Genomic DNA, 15099 nt, shown 5'->3' with positions numbered 1-15099 from the left:
CCGGTCGTTGTTGCGTTAAGCGCGCTCCGGTGAGAACCGCTAGTCGTCCTGCGGGCGACGCACGACGGGCGGCGGCCACGAGGTGTAGCCGAGCTCGCGAGAGATGTTGCGCGCAGTTTCGCGAAGCACATTCAGCACGTTGTCTTCTGGCGGCCATTCGCTCGACGGCATGACGACCGCGACCGCAGCGATGACGCTTCCGTTGCGGTCGGCGATCGGGGCTGCGATTGACGATTCGCCGAGAACGGCCTCGTCTTCCTCCGTGGCAATGCCGCGCTCGGCAATCTGCGCAAACTGCAGAATGAGTTTCGAGGGGTCGGTGATGGTGTCGCCGGTGAGGCTACGCAACGGTTTCTCGAAAAGCTGGTCTGCGGCATCCGCGTTGTAGGTCAGCAAGATCTTGCCCATGGCCGAGGCGTGCACCGGGATGGAGAGTCCGGTTTCGGGCATTTGCTCGCTGCCGTCTGGACGGTTGTTGTGGTGGATGACGATGACTTCGTCAAACAGTTCGGCACCGAGGCGAACGGCGAGCCCGGTGCGCCGCGAGAGTTCTTGGGTCCAGCGCATGGCTCGTGCCCGCACATCGAGGGTGTCGAGGTACACATTGGAAAGTTTGAGCAGTGCCGGGCCGAGCATGTATCGGTTGCCGTTGGGCTCTTTTGCGACCAAACCGTGGGCCTGAAGCGACTTGACAATGCCGTGAACGGTCGAGGGCGGAAGGCCGAGGCGGCCGGCGAGTTCGGTGATACCGAGGTGGCGCGCACCCTGAAGCGATGAGAGCACTTGTGCTGCTCGATCAATGGATTGGATCACCGTTGTTCCCCGTCATTTAGCCGGTATTCATTATGTCTGCGCCTGCGGTCTACTTTCGAACCGTGCGGGCTTGACAAGATGTAACTGAACGTAGCATATTCGACATTATCGAATAACGTTCCGATATTTTGGAACGCGGCGACACCCGGTCGCACGTGCATTTCAAGTTCAAAGGAGAACTAATGGATGAGAACAAGCAGTGGCAAAAGTTGGCTGCAGAGTTTCTTGGAACCGCTTTTCTAGTCTTCGTCGGTGTTGGCTCCGTGCCCGCGACCTTCATCCTGAACGGTGACGAGCCCTTCACGATGGCGAGTCTCGGAATCATTTCGTTCGCCTTCGGACTCATCGTTGTTGTCACGGTCTACGTGTTCGGCTACATCTCCGGTAACCACATCAACCCCGCGGTCACTATCGGCCTCGCCGTCGCCGGCAAGTTCGCGTGGCGTGAAGTTCCCGGCTACCTCATCGCTCAGTTGCTCGGTGCTACCGCCGGTGCTTTCGCGATCGTCGGCGTTCTCGGCCAGGCTGCAGTTGACGCCGGGTTGGGAGTCGCCTCCTTCAACCCCGACACGATCCCGGTTGGCCAGGCCTTCTTCGCCGAATTCATCGGAACGTTCATTCTCGTGTTCACCGTCTTCGGTGTGATCCACCGCAAGGCAGCCCCCGGCTTTGCCGGACTCGCCATCGGTTTCGTCGTCTTCGCCGCCATCATTCCTGTTGGCCCGATCACCGGCGCCTCCATCAACCCGGCCCGCACCACCGGCCCGATGCTCGTTCAGCAGATCATGGGCGGCCAAGTTGCGTGGGAGCAGCTGTGGGTCTATCTCGCCGCAGAACTGCTCGCCGGCGTCCTCGCCGCTCTCGCGTTCGGCTTCATCTCGAAGACCGCCGCTGACAACACCACCCTCACTGAAGCACTCACGGAAGAGAAGGCTAAGTAATGAAGAAACTGATCAACACCCCCGAATCAGTCCTGGCTGACGCGCTCGCCGGAATCGACGCCGCGCATCCCGAGCTGAAGGTCGATCATGTCAACCGCGTGATCTACCGCGCAGAACCCACCCGTGCTGGCAAGGTCGCCCTGATCTCCGGTGGCGGCTCGGGCCACGAACCGCTCCACGGCGGCTTCGTAGGCTTCGGGATGCTCGACGCGGCGTGTGCCGGCGAAGTATTCACTTCGCCCACCCCCGACCAAATGCAGGAAGCCACCAAGGTCGCTGACTCTGGTGCTGGCGTGCTGCACATCGTCAAGAACTACACCGGCGACGTCATGAACTTCGAGATGGCCGCCGAAATGGCCGAAGCGGAAACCGGCGTGAAGGTGGCCTCGGTCGTCGTCAATGACGACGTCGCGGTGCAGGACTCACTCTTCACTGCGGGACGCCGTGGGGTTGGCCTCACTGTTCTGCTCGAGAAGATCGTCGGCGCAGCAGCTGAAGAGGGTCAGGACCTCGCCGCGGTCACCGCACTGGCTCACCGGGTGAACGACTCCGGTCGTTCCATGGGCATGGCGCTCACGAGCTGCACCGTTCCCGCCGCCGGCAAACCGACCTTCGACCTGCCCGACGACATGATGGAAATCGGCGTCGGCATCCACGGCGAACCCGGTCGCCACCGTGAGAAGCTGGCGGATGCCGCCTCGATCGCCAAGCAACTGGTCGACCCGATCCTGGCCGACATGGACTTCACAGGTGCACCGACCATTGTGATGATGAACGGAATGGGTGGCACCCCGCAGATCGAGCTGTACATCATGTACAACGAGGTCGCGAAGCTGCTGAAAGCCGCCGGAGTTGAGGTTGCGCGCACCCTCGTCGGCGACTACATCACGAGCCTCGACATGGCTGGCTGCTCGGTCACCATCCTCAAGGCTGACGAAGAAATGTTGAAACTATGGGATGCCCCGGTGAACACCGCCGGGCTCCGCTGGGGAGTCTAAGAACAATGTCTACAAGCACCATCTCTCTCGACCAACTGATCGCCTGGCTTTCGCGGTTTCGCGATCTCGTTACCGAGAAACAGAGCTATTTGACCGAACTTGATTCGGCCATCGGCGACGCTGACCACGGCTCCAACATGGTTCGCGGAATGAATGCGGTAGTCGAGAAGGTTGGTGCAGAGCCCGCGACCGCCGCGGACGCACTGCTGAAGTCCGTCGGAATGACTTTGGTAACGTCCGTCGGCGGCGCGAGCGGCCCGCTCTACGGCACGCTGTTCTTGCGCATGGGCGTCAACGCTGGCCCCGTCACCGAACTCGACGCGGCCGCCCTCGGGGCGTCACTGCGAGCCGGTCTCGAGGGTGTTGTCGCTCGCGGTAAGGCCGAAGCGGGAGACAAGACTATGTTCGACGCGCTCGCCCCGGCATTGGATGCGTGGGATGCTGCTGTCGCTGACGGTGCAGATATCGCCGCTGCGGCATCCGCAGCGTTCGCTGCTGCTGAAAAGGGTCGCGATGCGACCGAGCCTCTCGTTGCTCGCAAGGGTCGCGCGAGCTACCTCGGAGAACGTAGTGCTGGCCACCTCGACCCCGGTGCCACCTCGAGCACGCTGTTGCTTCAGGCGCTCGCCGAGACTGTAGCGAGCTGACCGTGATCGGCATTGTGGTGGTGAGCCACAGCCCGGCGCTCGCGCGGGCCGCGGTGGATCTCGCCCTAGAAATGGTGGGGGAGACCCCGCCGCCGATCGCTATTGCAGCCGGCGCCGGCGACGGCATTATCGGTACGGACGCCGTAAAGGTCGCCGAGGCAATCGACGAGGTTGCCAGCGGCGACGGCGTTCTCGTCTTCATGGATCTCGGGTCTGCGGTGCTGAGCGGCACCATGGCCACCGAGTTCATGACGACGACCGACGAAGTTCGACTGACGGATGCTCCCTTCGTGGAAGGTCTCATCGCCGCGATTGTGCTCGCTAACGCCGGCGCATCGCTCGACGAGGTTGACCGCGAAGCTCGAGCTGCCATGGGCCCGAAGCAGAGCCAGCTTGCCGATCAGGGCGGTGCTGCGCCAGCGGCGGAATCGAATCCGAACGCTGCCGGAGTTGCTGCTGCCGTTGTTGCTGCCGTTGCTCCTGCTGCTCCCGCTGCTCCGGAGGCGACGACGGCCGGCCCCGCCGAAATTACAACGGACGCTACGCTCGTCAACCCTGATGGCTTGCATGCACGACCGGCATCTCTCATCGTGCAGGCGCTCGCGGGAATGGACGCGACGCTCACGATCACCGACGTTACCGCGGGCAAGGGGCCGGTCTCGGCGAAGAGTCTGATCGGAATTATGTCGCTCGGGGCAGCTAAGGATCACGTTCTGCGGTTTACAGCCACGGGTGATGCTGCGCAGCAGGCAATCGACACTCTCGTAACCATGACGGCCGATGGTTTTGGGGAACTCGCGAGCTAAGAACTCAAGGCTCCCCATTTCGGGGAGACATGTTCTGCGCTCTGCGGTAAGCCCCAGCACTCTTGGGGGTGCTGCGGGGTACTCTCAGCAACGACATGAATCGCCAGCTCACCCTCCTCTTCGCCGCCTTCGAGGCGCTGCTTGTTGTCGCTATCGGGATCGCTATTCCGCTGGTTCCGCTCACGCTGTTGTGGGGCATCCACTACGGTTTGGCGATCGACTGGACAGTGTTCTGGCGTGCGGCAGTCGATATTTGGCTGGTCGGTCACGGCGCCGACATCACCGTGGTGCTCGATCCGGCCGTAGCAAGCACGGTTGGCCTTCCTGCCGCGAGCACTCCCGTCACGATCACGATGGCCCTCTTAGGCTTCGCGCTCCTTACGCTCTTGTTGGGGGTGCGTGCTGGTCGTCGGGTCGCGGAGACCCCGCATCTGCTCCTGGGCACGCTCTCATCCCTTGCAACGTTCGGTCTAGCCTCGCTCGTGCTGACCCTGTCGGCGCTGCACCCGGTGGCGAGTCCGTCGCTGTGGCAGGGAATCGTGCTTCCCACCCTCGTCTTCGCGCTTGGACTGCTCATCGGCAGTCAGATCGTGTCGGCTAGCAATCCTGTTTCGGGAGTCATTCGCCGCTGGATTAGTGGATGGCCGGCTCACGTTCGCACGATTGTCGCAACCTCGTTGCGCGGCGGTGCGATCGCGGCTGCCGCTTTGCTCGCTGTCGCGTCTCTGGTCACGACAGCGGCGATCCTCACGTCGTTCGCCGACATCATCACCCTGTATGAAGGACTTCACACCGAGGTTCTCGGCGGAGTTGCGGTCACGATCGGCCAGCTTGCTCTTCTGCCGAACATTGTCGTGTGGGCAGCCTCGTGGCTTGTGGGGCCGGGGTTCGCGATCGGTACCGGTTCTGCTGTGTCGCCGCTTGCGACGACTCTCGGGCCTGTTCCCGCTATTCCCCTCTTGGGCTCATTGCCCGGGGGCGAACTCGCTTTCGGTTTTGTGGGCCTGTTGGCTCCGATCGTGGTGGGGTTTTTGGTGGCCGCCATGCTGGGCCCGCGTATCGCCGGCGAGCTTCGTCGTCGCGAGCTGGCGATCGTTGCGATCGGAATCGGCGTCGTTGCTGCGGCCATTATCGGACTTCTGGCGTGGGCATCCGCGGGGTCTGCGGGTCCGGGGCGTTTGATGGATGTCGGTCCTGAACCCTGGCTAGTCGCAGCGTGGGCCGCTCTCGAGTTCTCGGTCGCGGCGGGGCTTGGCCTCTTGGCGTCCGCTCGCCCCGAACGCGATAACGACGGGTTCGCTGAGCGCTAGGCTGGGTGCGTGCTCACACTCGTTGTCTTGATTTCCGGGGGCGGGTCTAACCTCGCTGCCCTGCTCGAAGCGGCCGAGAGTGCCGACTTTCCCGCTCGTGTCATCGCCGTCGGCGCTGACCGCGTTGCTGACGGGCTCGACCATGCCGAGCATTACGGCATCCCCACCTTCTCAGTGGCGATGTCCAACTTCGAAAACCGCGATACGTGGGGCGACGAACTGCTCGAGCAGATTCAGTTCTGGAACGCCGACCTCGTGGTGCTGAGCGGCTTCATGAAGTTGCTGCCGCCGCGAGTGGTTGAAGCGCTCTCGCCCAACATCATCAACACGCATCCGGCGTACCTTCCCGAGTTCCCGGGAGCCCACGCGGTTCGCGATGCTCTAGCCGCTGGGGCGACCCAGACCGGTGCCAGTGTTATCAAGGTCGACAATGGTGTCGATAGCGGTCCGATCATCGTGCAAGAGCGCGTGGCTATCGAGCCCGGAGATACCGAAGAACATCTGCACGCCCGCATCAAGCCGGTAGAACGGCGCTTGCTTGTGCAGACGATCGAAGACATTGCCACTAATCGCATCAACCTAAAGGAACTCTGAATCCCATGAGCGGCCCTAGCCACAATCCTGCCGATTTCCGCGAACGCAACGTTGTTCCGATCCGCCGCGCGCTCATTTCGGTGAGTGACAAGTCGCGCCTGCTCGACCTCGCTGGCGCCCTCGCCGATGCGGGAGTTGAACTGGTGTCGACCGGGTCGACAGCGAAGACGATTGCTGAGGCGGGCTACGACGTCACCGAGGTATCGAGCGTCACGGGCTTCCCCGAGTCGCTCGACGGCCGCGTCAAAACGCTGCACCCTGCTGTGCACGCCGGCATTCTGGCCGATCTCCGCCTCGAATCACACGAAGCTCAGCTCGCTGATCTTGGCATCAAGGCGTTCGACCTTGTCGTCGTCAACCTTTACCCGTTTGTCGCGACCGTGGCCTCGGGTGCCGCTCCGACCGACATCGTGGAGCAGATCGACATCGGTGGCCCCGCCATGGTGCGTGCCTCCGCCAAGAACCACGCCAACGTCGCGATCGTCACGAGCCCTGACAGCTACGACGAGATCATGGCGGCTGCAGCGGGGGAGGGCACGACTTTTGCCCAGCGTTATGCGCTTGCCTCGGCGGCGTTCGTCCACACCGCGGCCTATGACACCGCCGTGTCGCAGTGGTTCCTGACCGGTGCGCTGCTGGGCGAGAATGCGGATGCCGCGGCATCCGCCCCCACTCTTCCCGAGCACCTCACGGTTGCGGCCGACCAGCTCGCCGTACTGCGCTATGGCGAGAACGCCCACCAAGAAGCCGCCCTGTACGGTGTCGCTGCCCAGCCCGGAATCGCCCAGGCCACGCAGCTCGGTGGCAAAGAGATGTCGTACAACAACTACGTGGATGCCGACGCCGCCCTGCGCGCCGCCTTCGACCATGAGACTCCTGCGGTCGCCGTCATCAAGCACGCTAACCCGTGCGGAATTGCCACCGCGGCCAGCATCGCGGACGCTCACGTTTTGGCGCACGCCTGCGACCCGATCTCGGCCTACGGCGGAGTGATCGCGGCCAACGGAATCGTCACGAAGGCTGCTGCTGAGTCGATCGCCCCGATCTTCACCGAGGTTGTTGTTGCTCCCGGCTTTGAGCCTGAAGCACTCGAGATATTGAAGGCCAAGAAGAACCTGCGCTTGCTGCAACTGCCTGAGGGCTACGCCCGCGGCAACCGTGAACTGCGCCAGATCTCAGGCGGCATGCTCGTGCAAGAACTCGACGCGCACTTCTCGCCGGCATCATCGTGGACGCTCGCGGCCGGAGACGCGGCCGATGCTGCGACACTCGCCGACCTTGAGTTCGCGTGGCGTGCCGTTCGCGCTGTGAAGTCGAACGCTATTTTGCTGGCTGACGGCGGAGCATCCGTGGGTGTCGGTATGGGGCAGGTCAACCGCGTTGACTCGTGCCAACTGGCGATTTCGCGGGCGGGGGATCGGGCCAAGGGTTCGGTTGCGGCCAGCGACGCCTTCTTCCCCTTCGCTGATGGGCTGCAGCTTCTGCTCGATGCCGGAGTGCGTGCGGTCGTTCAACCTGGTGGCTCCATTCGCGATGAAGAGGTCATTGCTGCAGCGATCGAAGCTGGCGTGACGATGTACTTCACCGGAGAGCGCCACTTCTTTCACTAAGCGCGGCACTTCGCAGTTTCACGATCGCTGACGTGCGGCCGTGAAGCAATCGTGTGCGCTCTAGGCAAAAACATAGATTGATACAGATAGGTTTGTGCGCATGATCAGTGTGGGACGGCGCTTCGCCGCAGCTTTTATTTCAGGACTTGCCGTTGCCGGCACTGTCTACATCGCGACCGGTTTGGTGTTCTTCACCGCCAACGGGGCGGCGGCAGAGAACCTGCTGGCGATCGGCGAATACTTCTTGCCGATGGCCCTTGTGCTGTTTGTGCTGTATTCCTTGGCGGCAACCCTGGAAATCAACCGCTACTGGTACACGGCTGCGGTCACCGGCCTCGTGCTGGGTGTCGCTGCCGCGTTCTTCGGCACTGCGCTCGGCATTATCGCCACCGGCGCTGAATGGAATCCGGAGGCCGTTGCCTTCATTCTGGCCACGCTGCTCGGTACCAACCTTATTTTTGTCGTCGCCACGATCATCGCTGCAATCACCGTCGGGCGCCGAGTGTGGGCTGCCCTCGCCGTTCCGGCGCTTCAGCCGACCACGCTCACCGCTTTGGTTCGGGCGCCGTCGTCGCGCATGGCTGAGGGCGAACTCACGCACCTCGATCGCGTGCCCGTCGATGCCGAACTCGCGGACGCCCAGTGGGAGGGCTACGTTGCGGCTCTCCAAGCAAACGGTTTCGAGACGATCGAAGTGCCCGCCGCTGATGAACTGGCCGACTCTGTCTTTATCGAAGACATCGTCGTCATGTTCGGAGACGTCGCCGTGCTCACGAGTCCCGGCGCTGAAAGCCGCCAGGCTGAGACCGATGCCGTTCGGGCCAGCCTCGAAGATTTGACGCTCGAGTTGCATGAGATCACGCAGCCGGGAACGCTCGATGGTGGCGACGTGCTCAAGGTGGGCTCCACGGTGTACGTCGGCCGTGGTGGTCGCACGAACGCCGAAGGCATCCGCCAACTCCGTTCGATCGTTACTCCGCTCGGTTACACCGTGATCGCTGTTCCCATCGAGAAGGTGTTGCACCTCAAGAGCGGTGTGACAGCCCTTCCCGACGGCACGATCATCGGGTACCCCGATCTCGTCGACAACGTGGACGTCTACGACCGTTTCTTGGCTGTGCCCGAGGCAGAAGGCGCGGCGGTTGTCGTGCTGTCGGATGACGCTGTTCTCATGTCATCGTCGGCGCCCAAGACTGCGGCGCTCATCGAAAACCTTGGGTACCGCGTCGTGACTGTTGACGTGTCAGAGTTTGAGAAGATGGAGGGCTGCGTCACGTGCCTTTCCGTTCGAATTCGCTGAGTTGAGACTCTGTCAAAAAATTTAGCAATAACGATTGTGGTTAGGCCGGAGCAGGCATATTCTAAAAGGCTGTCTGCTGTGAGTCTGGCTGACGAACTGCAGCGGTTCACGGTCGCGCCGTAGCGACCCGCAGTAGTCACGATCATCGCTTGCGGTGATCCCTTTTCGTCAAGGAACCACGTTGTCTCACGAGTCTGTCCAGCCCCCGCGCGTTAAAGCCGTGGGCACCTTTGCGGCTATCCGCCGTTTATACCCCTACGCCAAACCGGCGATGCCCCATATCTACCTCGGAATGGCAGCGGCGCTAGCGGCTGGCATCGTGGCACTGCTGATCCCGCAGGTGCTGCGTTCGCTCGTGGATGGCCCCCTGCAATCGGGGGACTCTAGCGAGATCTGGCCCGCCTTCTTCATCGTTCTCGGGCTCGGTATCGTCGAAGCGATCATGATCGCACTGCGGCGGTATTTCGTGCTCACGCCGGGCACCCACGTAGAGGCGCGCATGCGCAACACCCTCTACATGACTCTGCAGCACTTGCCGGTGAGCTTCCACGACCGTTGGCCGAGTGGCCAGCTATTGTCGCGTGCCGTCAGCGACTTGAACCTCATCCGTCGCTGGCTGTCGTTCGGTCTGGTGCTGCTCGTGGTCAACGTGCTCACGATCATCGTGGGGCTGCTCTTCCTCGTGAATATCTCGTGGGTCCTCGGCGTGATCTTCATCGTCACCTCGATTCCGCTCTGGGTGTACGGCTACGTCTTTGAAAAGAAGTACTCGATTGTGGCTCGCCGCAGTCAAGACCAGACCGGTGACTTGGCAACGGCTGTCGAGGAGTCAGTTCACGGCATCCGTGTGCTGAAGGCTTTTGGTCGCGGCAAACATGCGCTCGTCGGATTCTCGGCTCAGGCTGAGAGCTTGCGCGGCACCGAGATCGAGAAGGCTCGTGCCATTGCAGGCATCTGGCTGTGGCTATTGCTCGTTCCTGATGTCATGTTCGCGCTCGGTCTGCTGGGCGGTGTCTGGCTTGTTGTCGAGGGAAATATTTCTGCTGGTGACCTGGTCGCGTTCTTTGCGACGGCGACCGTACTGCGCTTCCCCGTTGAGTCGATTGGCTTCCTGCTGTCGATGACGTTCGATGCGCGTACCGCTGCCGACCGTTTCTTTGAAGTGATGGACTCCGAAAACCCGATTACGGATCCTGACAACCCCGAAACGATTACGGAGAGCAAGGGGCACCTGAAGTTCACCAATGTGCACTTCCGTTACCCGGATTCGCCCGCGAACGTTCCTGACCTCGTGAACGGTGTCGACCTCAGCATCGAGCCCGGGGAGACGATGGCTCTTGTCGGTCTGACCGGATCGGGTAAATCGACGATCACCGCCCTCACCACACGGCTGTACGACGTGACCGGCGGTTCGATCAGCATCGACGGTGTCGACATCCGCAACCTCACGCTGCTTGAGTTGCGGCGGCACCTCGCCATGGCGTTCGAAGATGCCACCCTGTTCTCGTCGAGTGTGCGTGAAAACGTGCTGATGGGTCGCCCGGATTCAACCGAAGAACAACTGCGCGAAGCGCTCAGCATCGCTCAAGCCGACTTCGTCTACGAACTGCCCAACGGGCTGGACACCCTCGTCGGGGAAGAAGGCCTGAGCCTCTCCGGTGGTCAGCGCCAACGTCTCGCGCTCGCTCGCGCCGTAGCAGCGAGGCCCGCGGTGCTCGTTCTCGACGATCCGCTGTCTGCACTCGATGTCGATACCGAAACCCTCGTCCAATCTGCACTGGGCAAGGTGCTGAGCTCCACCACGGCGCTCATCGTCGCACATCGACCCTCGACGGTGATGCTCGCCGACCGCGTTGCTCTTCTTCAAGACGGCAAGGTCACCGCCGTCGGAAAACACTCTGATCTGCTGGCAACCAGCGACCACTACCGGTATGTCATATCCAGTCTCGAAGAGGAAGAACAGGAGGTCAGCTCATGAGCGTGATGGGAACCTCCGGCGAAGAGCGTAACGACTACACCAAGGACGAAAGCCGCCAGATTCGTCAGCGATCGCTGCGACTGCTCGGCTCGCTGATCGCACCCCTGCGCGCCCGCGTTATTCTCACGATGATCGTTGTCGTCGTGAGCACTGCAGCTCAGGTTGCAGGCCCCGCGCTGATCGCGTTTGGTATCGACAACGCTCTGCCCGCGCTCATTGAAGGCAACGCGCTACCGCTTGGGCTGACAGTGGGGGCCTATCTCCTCACGGGCATCGTCGGCGCCTCCATGATCGCCTGGTACACCGTGCTCAGTGCCCGCGTGAGTCAAGCGATTCTGTTCGATCTGCGCAAGCGAGTCTTCTTGCACACTCAGCGGTTGAGCCTCGAATTCCACGAGAGCTATACCTCGGGCCGCATCATCGCGCGCCAAACGAGTGACCTCGATGCGATTCGTGAACTGCTCGACTCGGGTATCAACCAGCTCGTTCAAGGTGCGCTCTATATGGGGTTCATCGCGATCGCCATGTTCTCGCTCGACTGGGTCAGCGGAGTCATTCTGTTCTGTGCCCTTGTGCCGCTGGCTTTCTTGACCCGCTGGTTCCAAGTGCGGTCACAATTGCACTTCCGTGCGACGCGCACTGCCTCCGCGAAGCTGATCGTGCAGTTTGTCGAAACCATGACCGGCATTCGCGCCGTGAAGGCATTCCGCAAAGAGGAGCGCAACCGCGAAGAGTTCGGCGGGCTCGTGGAGAACTACCGGGATGCCAACGCCCGCGTCATCCAACTGTTCGGAATCTTCGACCCGGGTCTCGTTCTCATCGGTAACGTTGCCCTTGCGATGATTCTCCTCGTGGGCGGTCTGCGAGTCTCCACCGGTGATCTTGCGATCGGCGCCCTGCTGGGTGCGCTGCTGTATGCCCGCCAGTTCTTCGCTCCGGCGCAAGAGATGGCAATGTTCTACAACTCGTACCAGTCCGCTGCGGCGGCCCTCGAAAAGATCTCGGGAGTGCTCGAAGAGCGCCCGACGGTGGCCGACCCCACGACGCCCATTGACCTGCGTAAGGCCAAGGGAACCGTGACGTTCGATGGTGTGGAGTTTGCTTACAACTCGGAGAAGGTGATTCTGCCGAAGTTCGATCTTGAGCTGCCGGCCGGTCAGACCGTCGCGATGGTGGGAACGACCGGGGCCGGCAAGTCAACGCTCGCCAAGCTGATCTCGCGGTTCTACGATCCCAGCCAGGGAACGGTACTACTCGACGGCGTAGACCTCCGCAAGCTGCATCCGAAAGATCTGCGGCGCGCGATCGTGATGGTCACGCAAGAGGCGTACCTGTTCTCGGGAAACGTGGCCGACAACATCGCGCTCGGCAAGCCCGATGCCACTCGCGAAGAGATCATCAAGGCAGCCAAAGCGGTGGGCGCGCACGAGTTCATTGAGGCGCTTCCCAACGGCTACGACACCGACGTGAACAAGCGTGGTGGCCGCGTGAGTGCCGGACAACGACAGCTGCTGTCGTTCGCTCGCGCGTTCATCGCCGACCCTGTCGTGCTGATTCTGGATGAGGCAACCGCGTCGCTCGACATTCCGAGTGAGCGTCTCGTGCAGGCTGGCCTGCAAACGCTGCTCGCCGATCGCACCGCTGTCATCATCGCGCACCGTCTTTCGACGGTCGCGATCGCTGACCGCGTGCTTGTGATGGAACACGGCCGCGTCATTGAAGACGGTACGCCGCAGGAACTCATTTCAGGCTCCGGCAAGTTCGCGCAATTGCACGCTGCTTGGCGTAACTCGCTCGTTTAGGGCCGGTGTCGCGCCAGCCTCAGGTTGACGCGATACCCGCCGTCGGGCATCCATTTCAGCGGCGTTGATTCGGCCTCGTAGTGTTGGAGCGCCTGGTCTTCGTGGGCAATGGGTGGGTGCCCGCCCGAACGGATGACGCGCCACCACGCCACCTCAGAACCGTAGCGAGCCATCACAGTGCCGACGGCGCGCGCGGCTCTTGAGCCGAGCGTGGCAGCAACCTCGCCGTACGTCATCACGCACCCGGGCGGAATCGACTCGACAACCTCGAGCACGCGGCTCACGAAATCGTCGCTGGGGGTGGACATCGTAAGCGTCGAGCTAGCGTGCGGGCGCGCGCAGAAGGTGCAGCGGAGAAGTCACGGTTTAGAGCGTGTACTCGCCGAGCTTCTCGCCGTACTGGGTTTCGCCGACAACCGTGAAACCGACTTTGAGGAAGAACTGTTCGGGGCCGTCGTCGCCCTCTTCCCAAATGGCGGTGATGCGGTCGAAGCCTCGACTGCGGGCTTCTTCGGCAAGAGCTTTGACGGCGAAGCGGCCGATTCCACCACCCTGGGCGTCACCGGCGACGTTGACGCGCCAAATGCAGCTGCGGAATTCTTCTTGCGACGCTTCGGCATCGAAGTTGCCGCGGATAAAGCCCACGACGGTGTCGCCGTCGAGCACAACACGGGGCCACGACGTGAGTGGATCGATGTAGGCGTCCGCAATCGCGTAGGAGGGCGGAGTGACGAACTGCTCCTGCCCGCGTCGAAGCGAGAGGTTGTTGGCAGCCACGATGGTGCTTGCCGATAATTCTTCAAGTCTTAGCTCACCCATGGATACAGGCTAACCCGCAGTAGACAGATGCGCCAAGGTATCTCGATGTCGAGATAGTTAGGAAAAAGAGTAAGCTGGTAGAGGCCACTAACTAAGGAGCAAAGCTTGTCCAAGATCAAGGTAGAAGGCACCGTCGTCGAACTCGACGGCGACGAAATGACGCGAATCATTTGGCAGCGGATCAAGGACACCCTGATCCACCCGTACATCGACGTTAACCTCGAGTACTACGACCTCGGCATCGAAAGCCGCGACGCAACAGACGACCAGATCACCATCGATGCGGCTCACGCCATCCAGAAGCATGGTGTTGGCGTTAAGTGCGCAACCATTACCCCCGACGAAGCCCGCGTTGAAGAATTCGGCCTCAAGAAGATGTGGCGCAGCCCTAACGGCACCATCCGCAACATCCTTGGTGGCGTTATCTTCCGCGAGCCGATCATCATCTCGAACATCCCGCGTCTGGTTCCGGGCTGGAACAAGCCGATCATCATCGGCCGTCACGCCTTCGGTGACCAGTACCGCGCCACCGACTTCCGCTTCAAGGGCAAGGGAAAGCTGACCGTGGAGTTCGCTCCCGAAGACGGCTCCGAGCCCATGAAGTTTGAGGTCTACGACTCTCCGGGTGATGGAATCGCTCAGGTGCAGTACAACCTCGACGACTCGATCGTCGACTTCGCTCGTGCCAGCCTCAACTACGGCCTCACGCGCAACTACCCCGTGTACCTCTCGACGAAGAACACGATCCTCAAGGCCTACGACGGTCGCTTCAAGGACATCTTCGAAGAGATCTTCCAGACCGAGTTCAAGGAGAAGTTCGAAGCAGCGGGCCTCACCTACGAGCACCGCCTCATCGATGACATGGTCGCTTCGGCCATGAAGTGGGAGGGCGGCTACGTCTGGGCCTGCAAGAACTACGACGGCGACGTGCAGTCCGACACTGTAGCTCAGGGCTTCGGCTCGCTCGGCCTCATGACCTCCGTTCTGGCCACGCCAGACGGAAAGGTTGTTGAGGCAGAGGCCGCTCACGGTACCGTGACGCGTCACTACCGCCAGCACCAGCAGGGCAAGCCCACCTCCACGAACCCGATCGCATCGATCTACGCGTGGACCCGTGGACTCGCTCACCGCGGCGTGCTCGACAACAACCAGGAACTCATCGAATTCGCTTCGACTCTGGAAGATGTCGTCATCAAGAGCGTTGAGGCCGGTCACATGACCAAGGACCTCGCACTGCTCGTCGGACCGGACCAGAAGTGGGAAACCACCGAAGAGTTCCTCGACACGCTCGACAAGAACCTCGCCACGCGCCTCGCATAATCTGCGTCTCGCGCGGTAAGTGACTGGCTCGCGCCGGTCACTATCGGAAGGGCCCGAAGGCTTCGGCTTTCGGGCCCTTTTGCGTGTGTGCCCACGCAGGAAAGTCGCCAACTCTCTCAGTACGCTGAGGCCGTGGGCGCTTCTCGGCGCTCGCTCGTGCA

Annotated in this window: 14 protein-coding genes; 11 read left to right on the top strand and 3 right to left on the bottom strand. The window is 61.8% G+C overall.

Annotated elements, in window-relative coordinates:
- Positions 1 to 39: 39 nt before the first annotated feature.
- The gene (locus tag ESZ53_RS06795) at positions 40 to 813 is read right to left on the bottom strand and encodes an IclR family transcriptional regulator (protein ID WP_129072138.1); all 774 of its coding nucleotides are present in this window, start codon (positions 811 to 813) and stop codon (positions 40 to 42) included.
- Between the two features lie 182 nt (positions 814 to 995).
- On the opposite strand from ESZ53_RS06795, the gene ESZ53_RS06790 reads away from it, so the two are divergent.
- The 10 genes from ESZ53_RS06790 to ESZ53_RS06745 all read left to right on the top strand — a co-directional run bounded on the left by ESZ53_RS06790 (position 996) and on the right by ESZ53_RS06745 (position 12799).
- The gene (locus ESZ53_RS06790) at positions 996 to 1754 is read left to right on the top strand and encodes an MIP/aquaporin family protein (protein WP_129072137.1); all 759 of its coding nucleotides are present in this window, start codon (positions 996 to 998) and stop codon (positions 1752 to 1754) included.
- Positions 1754 to 2752: a dihydroxyacetone kinase subunit DhaK gene (gene dhaK, locus ESZ53_RS06785; protein ID WP_129072136.1), complete on the top strand. Its 999-nt coding sequence runs from the start codon at positions 1754 to 1756 to the stop codon at positions 2750 to 2752. The genes ESZ53_RS06790 and dhaK overlap by 1 nt, the downstream gene beginning before the upstream one ends.
- Positions 2753 to 2757: 5 nt before the next feature.
- A complete protein-coding gene (gene dhaL, locus ESZ53_RS06780) occupies positions 2758 to 3399 on the top strand; it encodes a dihydroxyacetone kinase subunit DhaL (RefSeq protein ID WP_129072135.1) in 642 nt (213 codons plus the stop codon).
- Between the two features lie 2 nt (positions 3400 to 3401).
- Positions 3402 to 4205 carry a dihydroxyacetone kinase phosphoryl donor subunit DhaM gene (gene dhaM / locus ESZ53_RS06775; RefSeq protein WP_129072134.1) on the top strand — a complete coding sequence of 268 codons (804 nt, stop codon included), beginning with the start codon at positions 3402 to 3404 and terminating at the stop codon, positions 4203 to 4205.
- A gap of 95 nt (positions 4206 to 4300) precedes the next feature.
- Positions 4301 to 5515: a DUF6350 family protein gene (locus ESZ53_RS06770; RefSeq protein ID WP_129072133.1), complete on the top strand. Its 1215-nt coding sequence runs from the start codon at positions 4301 to 4303 to the stop codon at positions 5513 to 5515.
- A 9-nt stretch (positions 5516 to 5524) separates the two neighbouring features.
- The gene (purN, locus tag ESZ53_RS06765) at positions 5525 to 6109 is read left to right on the top strand and encodes a phosphoribosylglycinamide formyltransferase (protein ID WP_129072132.1); all 585 of its coding nucleotides are present in this window, start codon (positions 5525 to 5527) and stop codon (positions 6107 to 6109) included.
- A 5-nt stretch (positions 6110 to 6114) separates the two neighbouring features.
- Positions 6115 to 7719 carry a bifunctional phosphoribosylaminoimidazolecarboxamide formyltransferase/IMP cyclohydrolase gene (purH, locus tag ESZ53_RS06760; RefSeq protein ID WP_129072131.1) on the top strand — a complete coding sequence of 535 codons (1605 nt, stop codon included), beginning with the start codon at positions 6115 to 6117 and terminating at the stop codon, positions 7717 to 7719.
- 100 nt (positions 7720 to 7819) lie between these two features.
- Complete coding sequence (gene ddaH / locus ESZ53_RS14545; RefSeq protein ID WP_129072130.1) at positions 7820 to 9019, top strand: dimethylargininase; 1200 nt, start codon at positions 7820 to 7822, stop codon at positions 9017 to 9019.
- Positions 9020 to 9290: 271 nt separating this feature from the next.
- Complete coding sequence (locus ESZ53_RS06750; RefSeq protein ID WP_231595141.1) at positions 9291 to 10997, top strand: ABC transporter ATP-binding protein; 1707 nt, start codon at positions 9291 to 9293, stop codon at positions 10995 to 10997.
- Positions 10994 to 12799, top strand: coding sequence for an ABC transporter ATP-binding protein (locus ESZ53_RS06745; protein ID WP_129072128.1), 1806 nt, complete (start codon positions 10994 to 10996; stop codon positions 12797 to 12799). Before ESZ53_RS06750 ends, ESZ53_RS06745 begins: the two co-directional genes overlap by 4 nt.
- Here the strand turns inward: ESZ53_RS06745 and ESZ53_RS06740 are convergent.
- Both ESZ53_RS06740 and ESZ53_RS06735 read right to left on the bottom strand, forming a co-directional pair.
- Positions 12796 to 13107 carry an MGMT family protein gene (locus ESZ53_RS06740; RefSeq protein WP_129072127.1) on the bottom strand — a complete coding sequence of 104 codons (312 nt, stop codon included), beginning with the start codon at positions 13105 to 13107 and terminating at the stop codon, positions 12796 to 12798. The genes ESZ53_RS06745 and ESZ53_RS06740 overlap by 4 nt on opposite strands.
- Positions 13108 to 13165: 58 nt before the next feature.
- Positions 13166 to 13618 carry a GNAT family N-acetyltransferase gene (locus tag ESZ53_RS06735; protein WP_129072126.1) on the bottom strand — a complete coding sequence of 151 codons (453 nt, stop codon included), beginning with the start codon at positions 13616 to 13618 and terminating at the stop codon, positions 13166 to 13168.
- A gap of 105 nt (positions 13619 to 13723) precedes the next feature.
- Here ESZ53_RS06735 and ESZ53_RS06730 point away from each other — a divergent pair, with 105 nt between their 5' ends.
- Complete coding sequence (locus ESZ53_RS06730) at positions 13724 to 14938, top strand: NADP-dependent isocitrate dehydrogenase (RefSeq protein WP_129072125.1); 1215 nt, start codon at positions 13724 to 13726, stop codon at positions 14936 to 14938.
- Positions 14939 to 15099 lie beyond the last annotated feature (161 nt).

Origin of the sequence: Salinibacterium sp. UTAS2018, from assembly GCF_004118935.1 — a bacterium.
Classification (GTDB): Bacteria; Actinomycetota; Actinomycetes; order Actinomycetales; family Microbacteriaceae; genus Rhodoglobus.
The sequence above is the reverse complement of the archived record's forward strand: the minus strand, read 5'-3'. Positions and strand labels throughout refer to the sequence as shown.

What these genes read in the sequence shown, in the direction of transcription:
- ESZ53_RS06790 (WP_129072137.1), top strand. Translation starts at nt 996, where the DNA reads ATGGATGAGAACAAGCAGTGGCAAAAGTTGGCTGCAGAGTTTCTTGGA.
- dhaK (WP_129072136.1), top strand. Translation starts at nt 1,754, where the DNA reads ATGAAGAAACTGATCAACACCCCCGAATCAGTCCTGGCTGACGCGCTC.
- dhaL (WP_129072135.1), top strand. Translation starts at nt 2,758, where the DNA reads ATGTCTACAAGCACCATCTCTCTCGACCAACTGATCGCCTGGCTTTCG.
- ESZ53_RS06770 (WP_129072133.1), top strand. Translation starts at nt 4,301, where the DNA reads ATGAATCGCCAGCTCACCCTCCTCTTCGCCGCCTTCGAGGCGCTGCTT.
- purH (WP_129072131.1), top strand. Translation starts at nt 6,115, where the DNA reads ATGAGCGGCCCTAGCCACAATCCTGCCGATTTCCGCGAACGCAACGTT.
- ddaH (WP_129072130.1), top strand. Translation starts at nt 7,820, where the DNA reads ATGATCAGTGTGGGACGGCGCTTCGCCGCAGCTTTTATTTCAGGACTT.
- ESZ53_RS06750 (WP_231595141.1), top strand. Translation starts at nt 9,291, where the DNA reads ATGCCCCATATCTACCTCGGAATGGCAGCGGCGCTAGCGGCTGGCATC.
- ESZ53_RS06745 (WP_129072128.1), top strand. Translation starts at nt 10,994, where the DNA reads ATGAGCGTGATGGGAACCTCCGGCGAAGAGCGTAACGACTACACCAAG.
- ESZ53_RS06740 (WP_129072127.1), bottom strand. Translation starts at nt 13,107, where the DNA reads ATGTCCACCCCCAGCGACGATTTCGTGAGCCGCGTGCTCGAGGTTGTC.
- ESZ53_RS06735 (WP_129072126.1), bottom strand. Translation starts at nt 13,618, where the DNA reads ATGGGTGAGCTAAGACTTGAAGAATTATCGGCAAGCACCATCGTGGCT.